Consider the following 14,197-nt stretch of genomic DNA (forward strand, 5'->3'; position numbering starts at 1 on the left):
CAAGTTAAGGACAGTCGAGCTCTCGATAGCGCAGGAGGCATCTTTCTCCACCGCAATACCACTTGGCGCGAGTTGCACGCCGTGGGGCGCAAACGGCGCGCACCCCCGCGGGCGGTACGCACCCAATGTGGCAAAATCGAACTACTAAGGGGGCCGAATGCTCAAGATTATTGCCTGCGACGACGACGTCGCTTTTCTAGATAGACTGCACCGGATGATCGACCGTTGGTCGACCGAAACGGGCACGGCGGTCGATGTTGCGCTCGTCACGCGCGGCGAGGACCTGCTAGCCGCCATGCCGCATCGCGCGCCGACATCATCCTGCTCGACATGATCATGCCGCTCGTCAACGGCATGGACACCGCGCGCGAATTGCGCCAGGCCGATACCGCCGTGCGCCTGGTGTTTCTCACCTCATCGCCCGAGTTTGCACTGGAGTCCTACGAGGTCCGCGCCTTCGACTATCTGCTCAAGCCCGTGACTTACGAACGCCTGGCGCAGCTACTCGACGAGCTTTCGAGCATGCGCCCGGCGGCAACCGACGAGCTCGTGATCAAAACGTCCTTTGGCTACCACGCCCTGCGCTTATCCGATATCGAATATGCCGAGGCGCGCAACAAGCACGTGGTCTTCCACCTGCGCGATGGCCGCGATATCGAGGCACTCGAGTCGTTCCGCAGCGTTGAGGACCGTTTGGCACAAAATGCCACCTTCTTTAAATGCCACCGTAGTTACCAGGTCAACTTGCGCAACATCGACCACTTCGATCGCACGGACATCGTCATGCGCTCGGGCGCGTGCATTCCGCTGTCGCGCAGCAGCAAGCAGGGATTCCAAGACGCCTACTTTGCGATGCGCTTCGAGGGCGGGAGGCGCTAATGCCCGCAACGGTCGAAATGGTCCTTTGGGCAATCCACCACGCCACGACGTTGCTCTTTGGCGTCTTTGCCTCGGCGGCGCTGTGCGGTGTCGAAATCAACCGACGCCACGCGCTTGAGCTGCTGGGGGTCGGCGTCGTGACCGGCGCCGCCTTCTCGATCGCCAATGTCGTTGGCGGAGAGCTTTTTGCCCGCCAGGCTTATCCGCTTGTCGTGCACCTGCCGCTTATCGTCTACCTGTGCGCGCGCTACCGCCTGAGTCCACTGCTTGCCGCGCTCGGCATTACGAGCGCCTATCTGAGCTGCCAGTTCAGCAACTGGATGGGTATCGCCGCATTTGCCGCGACCGATTCGCAGATCACGTACTATCTGGCGCGCATCGCGACCACGCTCGCCGTCTTTGCCGTCCTGTTGCATTGGGCCGGCGACATCGGTCCGCGCCTGGCGATTAAAAGCACCACCGAGCTGAGCATCCTTTTAATCCTGCCGCTCGTCTATTACGTCTTTGACTATGCCACCAACGTCTACACCACGCTGTTCCACTCGGGCTCGGTGGTGACGGTTGAGTTTTTAGCCTTTGCGCTCTGTGCCTTCTATCTTATGTTTCTTGCCGTTTACCTGCGCGAATACGAAGAAAAGGAAGCCGCCGAGCGAGAGCGATGGATGCTCGAAACCCGCGACAGCGCCGCCATCAAAGAGCTCGAGGCCTGGCGTCAATCTGGGCGCGAGCTGTCGATTCTTCGCCACGATATGCGCCACTTCCTACGCGGTCTGGCCGCTTTGATTGAGGAGGGCCACACCGACGAGGCGCTCAAACGCATCGACGAACTCTGCGAAGCCGGCGACCGCACCGCCGTACGCCGCTTCTGCGCCAACGAGACCGTAAACATTGCGCTTTCGTCATTTAACTCGGAAATTAATAGAAACGGCATTACCGCCAACCTGCGCGCCGCCGTACCCGAAACCATCCATGTAGGTGACGCCGACCTGTTTAGTGTGCTCTCAAATGCCTTGGAAAACGCTATCACCGCCGCAAGCGCCGCGCCCCAAGGAAAGCGATTCGTCGACTTTGACCTGCGACTTGAGGACGGTCAGCTGCTGCTGTTAGTTTCCAACACGTTTGACCGCGCGCCGCGCATGGTCGACGGCATGCCTATAACCCAGCATGCGGGCCACGGCTTTGGCACCAAGAGCATCAAACTTGCCGTAGAGCGCATGAACGGCAACTGCCAGTTCCGCATTAACGGCGATCGGTTTGAGCTGCGCGCTGTGGTGTAGAAGTGCGGCGCCGATCTTGCGGCGTGGTTTGCCCGCCAGGCAATCGCTCGCCGGCGCCAATCCGCTACAGTGGAGCAGCCGCCGGGGTCAGCTGCTTGATATAGGCCCACATGCGCTGCTTGGCCGCTTTGTCGGTCAGCGCCGCCTCAAAGCCATCGAGTGCGAGCACGCGGCGGCCCTGCACATGGGCGATCAGACCGGGCTTGAGCATGGCGGTGTCGAAGTCATCAATCGCCACGAGCATGTCGGCGTAGGTTTCGCGCATGACATCGGCCGCGCTGTTATCGAGCAGCAGCACCGCCTCGGGGTCCAAGGCCTCAAGCGCCTCGCGGAACAGGTCGCACGGCAGGGCGTGGCCCACCGCCACAGCTCCGTCGCCTGCGCCGGCAACACTCGCCAGCACACAAAAATCTTCGGGCGCGTAACCGATTGCCCCGAGCGCCTTGCGCAGCGCGGCACCGTCCGGACCGGCAGCCAGCTCGCCGCCCGCACGCTCGGCATCGTCTAAATCACCTTTTACCAGCACAATCGGCGAGCACGCGTTGCCTGCGATACGCACGCCGCGACCCGCGAGCGATGCGAGCTCCTGCTCGGTCGCCTGGGCGATGGCTTCTTTTTTCTGGCTTTGTGACGTGGACATGCGCTCTCCAATCGTTTACGTGCCCACCATTATATAAAAGAGCCGACCGCGAGTGGTTGCATTGCGGGCCGTTGGGTATAAGCACGGTCGTACTGAGTTTTACGCGGCCGAGCCGCGTCGCACTATGGAGGTCACCATGGCTGACATTAAGCAGATTACCCCCGAGAACTTCGATTCCGTCGTTAACGGCAGCCTTCCCGTGCTGGTTGATTTTTGGGCACCGTGGTGCGGTCCCTGCCGTTCGCTCTCGCCCATCGTTGACGAAGTGGCCGACGAGCTGGCCGGCAAGCTTGCCGTCGCCAAATGCAACGTTGACGACAATCAGGACCTGGCCATGAAGTTTGGCGTTATGAGCATCCCCACGCTGGTTGTCTTTAAGAACGGCGAGGAGGTCGACCGCTCGGTCGGCGCGCTGCCCAAGGCAAGACTGCAGGCACTGCTGGAGAAGCACCTGTAATACGCTGGTTACATTTTGACGTCCTGCCGCCGTCCATGAGCGCTTTTGCACCGCTCGCCGGACTTCTGGGTGCACCGCATGCGACCACGGATAGTATGGTAGTCACAAACAGCCCCCAGTGAACGGGTGCGGGTCACACAGACTCGCACCCGTTTTCTTATGCGGTAGTGCCCCGCGCGGGCGTAGTAGAATCTGAACCACTGGATTGCCCCGAACATAAGGAGATCTCACATGCATGACGTCGGAATGAACATGAGCCAGCTTGCCATGAGCGTCAAGCAGGTCGACGACACCATCGAGCTCGCCCACGAGTGGAGCCATCAGCTGCTGCATTCGACCGAGAATTTTGACATGGAGCGCATTGGCGCCAAGCTCGAAGCTGCCATGACCGCACTGCACGAGGCGCATGACGCGCTCGAGGGCTACGAGGAAGCCATCGAGGCTGACCACAACTCCGTCGGCTCCGTAAAGCTGGTGTAGGGTGTCCGAACACGAACACGAGCACGGCTGCGGGCACGACCACCGCAACGGCACGGGCGACGAGGCGAGCTGCCGTTGCGGCGGCGGCTCCGAGCTGGTCCGTTTTTCGGTCACCGCGCCCGATGACCTACTGCGCCGCTTTGACGAGCAGATCGCACGCCGCGGCGACGTGGCCAACCGCTCCGAGGCAGTGCGCGATTTGATTCGCGCCTCAATCGCCAAAGAGCAAATGCGCACGCCCGATGAGCACGTTATCGGGTCGCTCACCATGATCTACGACCATCACACCGGCGACCTGACGCGCCGCCTGGACGAGGTGCAGCACGACTACACCGACGAGATCGTATCGACGATGCACGTGCATCTGGATCACCACAACTGTCTGGAGATTCTGGCGCTCAAGGGTCGCGGCGAGCGCGTCTACGAACTGGCCGACCGCCTGCTGGGCCTGCGCGGCGTTAAGCACGGCGAGCTCACCTGCGCCGCCACCAGGCAAAGTCTGGGGCTATAGCGGGATTTCCCGCAGCGCACCTGCCAAAAAGGGACAGGTTTGTTTTGGCAGGTTTAGAAGTTTTACCTACCAAAATAGACCTGTCCCTTTTTGGTCGGTTTTGATGAGGGGTGTCGCATGCGGCATGTGCATATTCATGTGGCGGGCATTGTGCAGGGCGTTGGCATGCGACCGTTTGTGTATCGCGAGGCCATGGCGCATGGCATTTGCGGCTGGGTGCTCAATGCAGGCGACGGCGTGCACATCGAGGCGCACGCTCCGGCCGATGCGCTCGATACTTTTGTTGCCGCGCTTTCTGAGCATGCGCCTGCGGCAGCCCGCGTAGAGCATGTCGAGGTTGTGGACTTGGCAGTCAACGGTTGGGATGCCGCCAATGAACAGGGTTTTCGCATCGTAGCATCGCAGGACCAGACCGCGCACACGACGCTCGTCTCGCCCGATATCGCCACCTGCGACGATTGTCTGCGCGAGTTGTTCGATCCCGCCGACCGACGCTATCACTACCCCTTTATCAACTGCACTAACTGCGGCCCACGCTTTACCATCATCCGGTCGCTGCCTTATGACCGAGCGGCCACGTCGATGGATTGCTTTCCCATGTGTCCCAAGTGCGCCGCGGAGTATGCCGACCCACTCGACCGGCGTTTTCACGCGCAGCCCGATGCCTGCTTTGACTGCGGGCCGCATATTACCTGGCGCGAGGCAGAGGGCGACATGGAGCTCGAAGGCTCGGGGGCGACGCCAGCCGTCGGCAGCACGCGCGAAACCAGCGATGCCATTATTGACCGCTGTGTCGAGTTGCTGGCCAGCGGCGGTATTGTCGCCATCAAGGGCCTGGGCGGATTCCATCTGGCTTGCAACGCCGCCAACGAGCAGGCAGTGGTCGAGCTGCGCCGTCGCAAGCGCCGCAGCAACAAGCCGCTTGCCGTTATGGTGCGCAGCCTTGCCGATACTGAACGCCTGTGCCATGTCGATGATGCCGAGCGCGGCTTGCTAACCGGTAGCATCCGCCCCATCGTGCTATTGCGCCGGCGTGCTGTTGGCGAGGGAGATTCCCCCGACGCCCTTACACTCGCGCCATCCGTCGCGCACGTCCTTCCCGAGCTCGGCGTCATGCTCCCCTACACCCCGCTTCAGCATCTGTTGCTTGCCGCGGCAGAAGCCCGCGGTATGTACGCGCTCGTCATGACCAGCGGAAACCTGAGCGAAGAACCCATCGAGACCGACGATGACCTTGCCTGGGAACACCTCGTTGCCGCCGGCATTGCCGACGCGCTGCTCGGCAACGACCGCGCAATCCTCTCGCGCTACGATGATTCCGTGGTGCGCACGGTCGGTGGGGTCGTTATGCCCGTGCGCCGCGCTCGCGGATATGCGCCTCGGCCGTTGCCGCTGCCGGCACTCGACGCTGTCGCGCCCTGCGTACTCGCCTGCGGCCCACAGCAAAAGGCAACGATTGCGCTCACGCGTGAAGGGACGAACGGCGAGGCAACCTGTTTTGTGTCGCAGCATATCGGCGATGTTGAAAACGGCGGGACCTTCGATGCCTGGAACGCCGCGCGCACGCGCTTGGAAGATCTCTTTGACTTGGCGCCCGCCGCCTTGGCCTGCGATCTACACCCCAGCTATCTATCGAGCCAGTGGGCGCGCGAGCAGGCGCGAAAATGCAATCTGCCGCTCGTTGAGGTGCAGCACCATCATGCGCATATCGCGAGCGTAATGGCCGAGGCTATCGTCGCGGACCAGCTTACAACCGACGCGCGCGTCCTTGGCATCGCCTTTGACGGCACCGGCGCCGGCACCGATGGGACCATTTGGGGCGGCGAGTTTCTTGTTGCAAGCCTTGGCGGCTTTGAGCGCGCCGCGTATTTGCGCACCTGGGCGCTCCCCGGCGGGGCGGCCTCCGTGCGCGACGCCCGCCGCAACGCCTTTGCCCTGCTCAGCGAGCTCGGCCTGCTTGAACACCCGGGGGCTGAGCGGCTCTTGGGCGGCCTAGACGAGCAAACACGCAGCGTGACGGCAACAATGATCGAACGTGGCATCAACAGCCCGCGCACCAGCAGTATGGGTCGCTTGTTTGATGTCGCAGCCGCGATCCTGGGCATTTGCGGCCAAGCGACCTACGAGGGTGAACCCGCCATCGAGCTTGAGGCCGCCGCCTGGCGCGCGCTCGGCGGTAAGACCGTTCGTCTCGACGGCAATCATGCAGGCGTATTCACGTCTGCCGACGACTCCCCCATCTTGGACCCCCAACCGCTCATCGAAGCTCTTCTGAATGGAATCGAGGCAGGCGCGCCGGCCGACAGGCTCGCCCTCGGGTTTCACATCGCCATTACGCACGCTACGACCCACATCGCAAGCGAGATCTGCGCCCGTGAAGGCCTCGACACCGTCGCGCTCTCGGGCGGCGTGTTCATGAACCGACTTTTGCTTCAGCTCCTCACCCGCGAGCTCAAAAGCGCAGGCCTTACCGTACTTGTCCCCCACACCGTACCCGTCAATGACGGCTGCATCGCCTACGGTCAGGCGGCGGTCGCAAGCGCTCGTCTTGCGCAGATTGCATCGCAGTAGCTCGCCCTCACACGCCGCTGTGCCCAGCCGTCTCACAGGCGTAACGCGTTTGCCCGCAAACCCCGCGAGCGCTACCATCAACTGATGGATTATTGAGCGCCTATCCAGCGCAAAGCGTCTAAAAGGGGAACAATATGTGCCTTGCCGTTCCCGGTAAAGTAGTCAAACGCGACGACGACCTCAAGGCCACCGTCGACATGATGGGCATCGAGCGCCCCGTGTCGCTACGACTCGTGCCGACGGCGCAGGTTGGCGACTATATTCTCGTACACGCCGGCTTTGGCATCCAGATCGTCGACGAGCAGGAAGCGCAGGAGACGCTCGACCTGGTCAACACCATGACCGAACTGGCCGAAGAAGACCAACTGGCCAGCAACCCGGCCGAGGCATACTAGTGGCGGCCGGACAGCCGGCTCGCTCCGGTATCGACTTTTCGGCATTTCGCGATTCCAAGCTGGCCCGCGAGCTCATCGAACGCATCCATGAACTCGTCGGCGACCGCACCATCAACCTTATGGAAGTCTGCGGCACGCACACCGTGAGCATCGGCCGCTATGGCTTTCGCTCCATTATGCCGGCCGGGCTCAAGCTGCTGAGTGGCCCGGGCTGCCCCGTCTGCGTAACCGCCAACTGCGACATCGACCACGCGATCGCGCTCGCCAACATAGACGGCGCCATCATCACCACCTTTGGCGACATGATGCGCGTGCCCGGATCGTCCACCTCGCTCGCTGCGCAAAAGGCGGCAGGGCGCGACATCCGCATCGTCTATTCCCCGCTCGACGCGCTCGACATCGCCGAGCAAAGCCCCGATCGTCCGGTCATTTTTATGGGCGTGGGCTTTGAGACTACGACGCCCACCATCGCCGCCGCCATCTTGGAGGCCGAGGCACGCGGGCTTTTGAACTTTTCGGTCTATTGCGCCCACAAGACCACGCCGCCGGCGTTGCGCGCCATCGCCAACGACCCCGAGACCGCCATCGACGGCTTTATCCTGCCGGGCCATGTCGCCACCATCACGGGCTTGGCGCCCTTTAGCTTTTTGGTCGACGAGTTCAATACCCCGGGCGTGGTCACGGGATTTGAACCGGTCGATATCCTGCAGGGCATCTGCATGCTGGTCCAGATGGTTGTCGAGGGCAGGCCCGCGATCGACAACGCCTACCGCCGTGGCGTCAACGCAGACGGCAACCCCGTGGCGCGCCAGTTGGTCGAGCAGGTGTTTGAGCCATGCGGCACCACGTGGCGCGGGCTGGGGCCGATTGCCAACTCGGGCCTTTCTATCCGCCCCGAGTTCTCGCGCTTTGATGCCCGCGCTCGCTTTGACGTGCCCGTTGAGGCGACGGTCGAGCCGCGTGGATGCCGCTGCGGCGACGTGCTGCGCGGGACCATTACGCCGAACAGCTGCCCGCTCTTTGGCCGCACCTGCACGCCCGAGCACCCCGTCGGCCCGTGCATGGTGAGCTCCGAGGGCAGCTGCGCGGCGTACTACCGTTATCGCGACTAGCCCGGACGCACCCGCACGCCGGCACCACCCACGATTGGAGTTTTGGATATGTCCCATAGCACCACCGATAGCACCGTCCTGTTGGGCCACGGCTCTGGCGGTCAGATGATGAAACGCATCATCGATGAGGTCTTTTTGGATGCCTTTGGGTCGCCCGAGCTGCTCGAGGGCAACGACGCCGGCGTCGCCGCGCTGCCCGCGAGCGGGCGCATCGCCATGTCGACCGACAGCTTTGTAGTCTCGCCGCAGTTCTTCCCCGGTGGCAACATCGGCCGCCTTGCCGTGTGCGGAACCGTCAACGACGTCGCGACCTCGGGCGCCAACGTGCGCTACCTGTCGTGCGGCTTTATCCTCGAAGAGGGCTATCCCATGGATAAGCTCCGCCAGATTGTGCAGACGATGGCCGAGACGGCGCGCGAGGCGGGCGTGTCCATAATCACGGGCGACACCAAGGTGGTCGAGCGCGGCGGGGCCGACGGCGTCTACATCAATACCGCCGGCGTGGGCGAGGTTCCCACGGGCGTGGCGCTCAGCGGCGCCAACTGCCAGCCCGGCGATGTCATTCTGGTGTCGGGCACGTTGGGCGACCACGGCATCGCCATCATGAGCCAGCGCGAGGGCCTGGCGTTTTCGAGCACGATCGAAAGCGACGCCGCGCCGCTCAACCACCTGATTGCCGACGTTTTGGCCGCAGCGCCCGGCACGCGTTGCTTTCGCGACCCCACGCGCGGTGGCCTGGCGTCCACACTCAACGAGTTTGCCCAGGCCAGCGGTGTTGCCATGGAGGTCGACGAAGATGCCGTGCCCGTGCGTCCCGACGTGCAGGCCGCCTGCGAAATGCTCGGCTACGATGTGCTGCAGGTGGCAAACGAGGGCAAGATGGTTGCCGTCGTGCCGGCCGAGCAAGCCGATGCGGCGCTGAGCGCCATGCGCGCCGCCCGCTACGGCGAGAACGCCGCCATCATCGGTCGCGTGTTGCCACTTGCCGAGGGCTCCCGTCCCGCCGTGCGCGTGCGCACCGGCTGGGGCTCGACCCGCATCCTCGACATGCTCGTGGGAGAGCAGCTGCCGAGAATTTGCTAGCGGCTGCTCTGCAAGCTGCCCAGCATCCGGCCACAATCGGCCCGCCCATTTTCACTGGGACGTTGGCCCACTCAAACTGCGGGGAGATGGAAGGGCCCTCCTGCCGAGCTGATCGGCAGGAGGGCCCTTCGCTTTGCAAAACCATACTCCTTGCAGTATTTACCTGTCAGGCAGACGCTCGCTACGCCGCGCGACGCTTGGTGTAGAAAAACCAGCCGCCGACGGCCGCGATACCGACGATGCCCACGGCAACACCGGCGATGGCAAAGCCGTTCGAGCCCGCGTCCGCAGCCTTGTTGGCGGCGCCGGCGCTCAACGCGGCGGTCTTGCCGGACGTGCCCGACTTTTTGCCGCTCTTGTCTGTCTTGCCGGCGACGGAAGACTCCGTCGAATCCTTCTTGCCGAATTCGGCCTCGGCCTTGGAATCGCCAGCTGCCTTGGCGCCCTCGCTCGAGGAAGCACCGGCCATCTTGGCGGCCACAGGAGCCATTACGCCCGCAAAACCGGCGGTCCCGTTGCCGGCACCGCCGTCCGACCCGGCACCCGGCGTCAGGACGCCCGGCGCCACCGTGGGCTTCTGCGGGTCCTTGCTGCTCGAGCCCTTGCCCGCCGTCACGGCCGTCTTCCAGGCAATCGTCTCTCCCGAGGAGACACGATACGTCGTGAGCGCGCGGAGCGCCTGCTCGGTCGCCATGGCGTTGGCCGCGCCGCCCTTGCTGTGCGCATAGCCGTTGCCGCCGTCCACGCGGTACAGGTCCAGCGCGCAGACCACGTTGGTCACGGCATTTGCAAACCCGTTAACGGGGTTGGCCGGGTCACGGTCGAGCGAAAGCAGCGCGAGGATCACCTGGGCATTGGCCTCGGCAGAACCGAAATCACAGGTGCCCGCGCTCATCTTGCCCTTGAGGTAGGAGAGGCCGTTCTCGATGGCAGCATCGACCTTGGTGTCGCCCTCATAGGGCGCCACGGCCTGGATCGCCATGGCCGTCAGGTCCACGTCGCCCAGACGCGTACCCTCCACGGCGTCGTCGCTGCCGAGAAGCTCGCAGACGGCGTCCGCGAGGCTCGCGCGCGTCCAGGCAGAACCGGCGGGTACATCCGAGCCGCTCGCATTAAGCGCCATCAGCGCAAAGATCTTCTCGTTAGCGCGCGTCATATCGGTGCGGCTGCAGATGAGCTCGACCAGGTTGACGCCGTCATAGTCGGTGATGTCCTCGCCGATGGCGGAGAGAGCCAGCGCCACACGCTCGGTCTCGGTCAGAGCGCAGGTCGCGCTTCCCCACTCGGCCTTGTGCTCGGCCAGCGAGGCGTGGTAGTTGTCGAGCAGCCCGGAATCGATCGTGCGGCCCGCCTTGGCAAAGTCATAAATCTCCCACTCGTCGCCGTACCGGAAGGCGTCGGAGCTGCGGCGCGCGTCGATGAACGCAGCAGCGGCATCGATGCCCGCCGAGGCGGACTCACTCGTAGCGGAGCTCGCGGCCACGCCGGCCACGGTGATGGTAAGCGTCACGGGCTCGGCACCGGCGGTCGCGTCCACCGGCGTACCCGTCGCGACCACCGTGCCGGCCGAAAGCGCCGTCACCGTGTAGTCGCTCGAGGCCACGTACAGGCCGTCGTCGGGAGCGCCGTCGACGTGCTTCCAGGCGCCCTTCTCGTTGCGGTCGATGCCCACGATACCCGAGGCGTCCTTGCCGTCGAGCGTCTTGAACGTCCAGATGAGGCCGGGCTCGGTCACGCTCCAGCCGTCCGCGTCGTTCTTACCGGTAAAGGTCAGGTCGAGCTTTTGCGCCGAACCGGCCTTGAGGTAGAGGCTGTCCGTGCCGGCCGTCACGCTCGCAAGCGGATTTTGGTAAGCATAAGTCACGTCGCACGACGCGCTGATGACCTTGCCATCGGCGTCCGTGTCGGGCAGCGTCGCAGTAAACGTGGTGGTGCCAGCCTTGTACGCCGTGTAGCCGATCTCGCCCGCGGTGGTGTAGGCCGCCACGGCAGGATCGCTGCTCGTCACGGTAAAGTTGTCGCGGTTGGTGGCGTTGTCGGGCGCCACCACCGGGCGTGCGTGATCGGTCAAAAACGCGCCGCGCTCGGAGAGTGGGTTGCGGCCCTGCAGGTAGACGGTGGCGCCGTCCTCGTTATAGCCCATCGAGATGGACGTAGCGGTCACGGCTTCGGACGTCAGCGTCACGCTCTTGGAGCCGGCGCCCGCAGATGCGGCGTCGCGCGGGGTAACGGTGATCGTGGCACTGCCGGCATGCTTGAAGTAAAAGCAGGCCGAGTAGTCGTTGCTGTAGATGGTCGTAGGATCGCTCGAGGCAAAGTGGAAGCGGCTGAACGAAACGGGCACGTACTCGCCCTTATCGGCGTCGACGTAATGCACGCGAATCTCGAGGTTGCGCACCTCGGAGCCCTGGACGGTAGCCGCACCATCGGTCACGTTGCTCACGGTGCCGTCGGAGGCACGATACCACAGCTCAAAGTCGTCGAACTGCTTGGCCTTGGCCTTGATCTTGATGGTAGCCACGGTCTGCTCGGAGCCATCGCCCTTGTGCTCGGTGGCGGTCACCGTGCCAGTAGCGTTGTCGTAGACGTAGAGCTCACCCGTGGACTCGTTGATACCGATGTTGCCGCGGTTGGCGTCATCGGTGCCCCAGGTGATGGTGCTCGTGGCCGGGACGCCCTTAAGTGCAAAGACGCCAAGTTTGCGGTAGGCGTCCACAGCATCAGGCGAAACCTCGAGCATATGGCCGGCAACTGTCTGGCTGGTGCCGTCGTTGGCCGTGAAGCTCACGGTGTAGGCGTCGTCGGGCGTGGTGTCCTCGGGCGCCTGGTAGCTGTTGCCCGAGCCAAAGACCGGCGTGCCATTTTTATCGATACCCCAGCTGCTGCCGTTGGCGCCGCAGTTGGCGTTGATGAGATCGGCGAAGGCATCGGTGGCCATGTCGGCGGGGTCGACGGCATAGGAGTTGACGAGCGCCGAGGCGGGAGCGTCCATCTTGTTGGTGAGGAATGCGCCCCAGTAGGTGTTGACGAGCTGGCCCGCGCTATAGGTCGCGAACAGCGCGCCCGCTGTGCCCTCGGAGGTCGACACGCAGTTGGACACGATGCCGCCGTCGAGCGTACGCGCAAAGCCCGCGACGCCCTTGCCGGTCACACTCGTGGAGCAGTTGAGCACGGCACCCTGAACCTTGTTGCCCAGGGGGCCGAACGCCTTGCCGTCCGTCGCCTGCTTCAGTTTGCCGGCAAACGAGATGTTCTGCACCACGCCCGTGGAGGCAACGCCGTCCATGAGCGACTTCACGCCGCCGCCGTTGGCGAAGGTGATGGTGTGGCCCTGTCCATCAAGCGTGCCCGCGAGCATGCCCGTGGGGGCAAAGAACCAGCTGTCATCGATGGTGACGTCGTTGTCGAGAACGTAGTAGGCGTCGGCGTCGGCGGGTTTGAACCTGTTTTTGAGGTCGCTCTGCGAGCTCAGGTGCACTACGTTCTGCGGCTGAGCCACGGGCTCGGTGGGCTTGGGCTTCTCGAGCGCGGCAATGGCATCGGTGAGCGTCTTGGTTGCGGCGTTGACCTCGGCCTGCTTGGCGTCATCGTTGGCGTAGACATCTTGAGCACTCACAAGGGCCTCAGCGAACTTGGACCAGCTCTCGGCCGTGTAGCCGCCCTCGACCTTGGCGCTGGCATCGTCAATCGCAGCCTTGAGGGCATCCTTGTTCACAACAGCCGCAGCGCCGCCCGAAATCAGCACGGGCAAACCGCCCTGCGCAGACCAGGTAAAGCCGGTGGCAGGGACATCGGTGTTGAGCTTATCGACCGAGACCTGGGTCTTGAGCTCGTCGACAGAAATTTTGCTGCCGAAGGAAGAATCGACCTTGTAGCCGCACGCCTGATCGCCCGCAGTGAACAGATTGTTGGCCACGGTGCCAGACTTGTAATATCCAACAAGACCGTGGGCGCAAAAACCCGACATCGATCCGGAAACGTAGGAGTTGATTACAGATCCACCGTTGAGCGTTCCCACCAGGCCACCGTAATCGGCCCAGGAGCCGTCATCGCTCAAAGCCGCCGTCGACCAGCACATCTGCACGGTTCCCGAGCAATTGATCGCAAGGGCGCCCTCATAATCGCCCATGGTTGCCCGGCCCGTCACGCCCAGATTCTGCACCGTACCAGCCACGCTCTTCGCCAGCGTCTTGCCGTTGAGCACGATGCTGTGGCCCTGGCCATCGAGCGTACCGGCCACGGTCTCGATCTGTTGGTCAGCCTCAAGGCTGATATTCGCCGCGAGCTTCACGACAGCCCCGGCCTCGATGGTGGTGGGCAGCTCATCGGCAAAAGAGACCATCACGGTCTCGCCGGCCTTGGCGACGCGCGCGCCGCGTGCCTGCTGAGCATCGGCATCCTCGTCGTCGATGTCCGCCGCGGCAGCAAGGCTCTCATCGGCAGACGGAGCGGCCTCGGAGCTCGCCTCGTCCGCCGATGCCTCGGCGCCTTCAGCACCCGTCTGCTCGTCCGCAGTGAAACTCGACTCGTCGGCATTCTCGGCAGTATCCGCCTGCTGCGAGGCCTGGGCCTGCGCCTGCACAGCGATCTCTGCCACGCCCTCGGCAAATGCCGACGTACCCGGCATCGACCAGACGAGCAGCGCCGAGAAAGCAGCGGCTCCCAGGCGCTTGAGCATAATGTTGTTTCGCGTCACCCGTTCTCCTTCTTTCGCGAACCTGCAATAGAGCCATGGCGAAGAAGGCGGGGCAGGCGATACCCCGGCAGCACAAAGGCGCACGTCAGCCACCCT

Annotated in this window: 12 protein-coding genes; 10 read left to right on the plus strand and 2 right to left on the minus strand. The window is 63.6% G+C overall.

Annotated elements, in window-relative coordinates:
* The first annotated feature begins 157 nt into the window (after positions 1 to 157).
* From AAAX73_RS00880 to AAAX73_RS00890, 3 genes are read left to right on the plus strand one after another with little or no spacing between them, the layout of a single operon-like run.
* Positions 158 to 334: a hypothetical protein gene (locus AAAX73_RS00880; RefSeq protein ID WP_349124753.1), complete on the plus strand. Its 177-nt coding sequence runs from the start codon at positions 158 to 160 to the stop codon at positions 332 to 334.
* 2 nt (positions 335 to 336) lie between these two features.
* A complete protein-coding gene (locus AAAX73_RS00885) occupies positions 337 to 879 on the plus strand; it encodes a LytTR family DNA-binding domain-containing protein (RefSeq protein ID WP_349124754.1) in 543 nt (180 codons plus the stop codon).
* On the plus strand, positions 879 to 2,156 hold the full coding sequence (locus AAAX73_RS00890) for an ATP-binding protein (RefSeq protein WP_349124755.1): 1,278 nt from the start codon (positions 879 to 881) through the stop codon (positions 2,154 to 2,156). The genes AAAX73_RS00885 and AAAX73_RS00890 overlap by 1 nt, the downstream gene beginning before the upstream one ends.
* Before the next feature lie 64 nt (positions 2,157 to 2,220).
* Here the strand turns inward: AAAX73_RS00890 and AAAX73_RS00895 are convergent, their stop codons facing one another.
* A complete protein-coding gene (locus tag AAAX73_RS00895; RefSeq protein WP_349124756.1) occupies positions 2,221 to 2,796 on the minus strand; it encodes a hypothetical protein in 576 nt (191 codons plus the stop codon).
* Between the two features lie 136 nt (positions 2,797 to 2,932).
* Here AAAX73_RS00895 and trxA point away from each other — a divergent pair, with 136 nt between their 5' ends.
* From trxA to hypE, 7 genes are all read left to right on the plus strand, one after another.
* Positions 2,933 to 3,253 (plus strand): thioredoxin, encoded by a 321-nt coding sequence (gene trxA, locus AAAX73_RS00900; protein WP_117806570.1) that lies wholly within the window; start codon positions 2,933 to 2,935, stop codon positions 3,251 to 3,253.
* A 231-nt stretch (positions 3,254 to 3,484) separates the two neighbouring features.
* Positions 3,485 to 3,733 carry a hypothetical protein gene (locus AAAX73_RS00905; RefSeq protein WP_349124757.1) on the plus strand — a complete coding sequence of 83 codons (249 nt, stop codon included), beginning with the start codon at positions 3,485 to 3,487 and terminating at the stop codon, positions 3,731 to 3,733.
* 1 nt (position 3,734) lies between these two features.
* Positions 3,735 to 4,244, plus strand: coding sequence for a nickel-responsive transcriptional regulator NikR (gene nikR, locus AAAX73_RS00910; protein ID WP_196026349.1), 510 nt, complete (start codon positions 3,735 to 3,737; stop codon positions 4,242 to 4,244).
* Positions 4,245 to 4,361: 117 nt separating this feature from the next.
* Positions 4,362 to 6,815 (plus strand): carbamoyltransferase HypF, encoded by a 2,454-nt coding sequence (gene hypF / locus AAAX73_RS00915; protein ID WP_349124758.1) that lies wholly within the window; start codon positions 4,362 to 4,364, stop codon positions 6,813 to 6,815.
* Positions 6,816 to 6,949: 134 nt separating this feature from the next.
* Complete coding sequence (locus tag AAAX73_RS00920) at positions 6,950 to 7,210, plus strand: HypC/HybG/HupF family hydrogenase formation chaperone (protein WP_195920097.1); 261 nt, start codon at positions 6,950 to 6,952, stop codon at positions 7,208 to 7,210.
* Positions 7,210 to 8,322 carry a hydrogenase formation protein HypD gene (gene hypD / locus AAAX73_RS00925; RefSeq protein WP_349124759.1) on the plus strand — a complete coding sequence of 371 codons (1,113 nt, stop codon included), beginning with the start codon at positions 7,210 to 7,212 and terminating at the stop codon, positions 8,320 to 8,322. Before AAAX73_RS00920 ends, hypD begins: the two co-directional genes overlap by 1 nt.
* A 48-nt stretch (positions 8,323 to 8,370) precedes the next feature.
* Positions 8,371 to 9,405 (plus strand): hydrogenase expression/formation protein HypE, encoded by a 1,035-nt coding sequence (gene hypE, locus AAAX73_RS00930; protein WP_349124760.1) that lies wholly within the window; start codon positions 8,371 to 8,373, stop codon positions 9,403 to 9,405.
* A gap of 181 nt (positions 9,406 to 9,586) precedes the next feature.
* On the opposite strand, the gene AAAX73_RS00935 is transcribed toward hypE, so the two are convergent.
* Entirely contained in the window at positions 9,587 to 14,101 is a 4,515-nt protein-coding gene (locus AAAX73_RS00935; RefSeq protein WP_349124761.1) for an FIVAR domain-containing protein, read from the minus strand.
* Positions 14,102 to 14,197 lie beyond the last annotated feature (96 nt).

This window comes from Collinsella sp. CLA-ER-H9, assembly GCF_040092295.1.
In the GTDB taxonomy this organism is placed as follows: Bacteria; Actinomycetota; Coriobacteriia; order Coriobacteriales; family Coriobacteriaceae; genus Collinsella.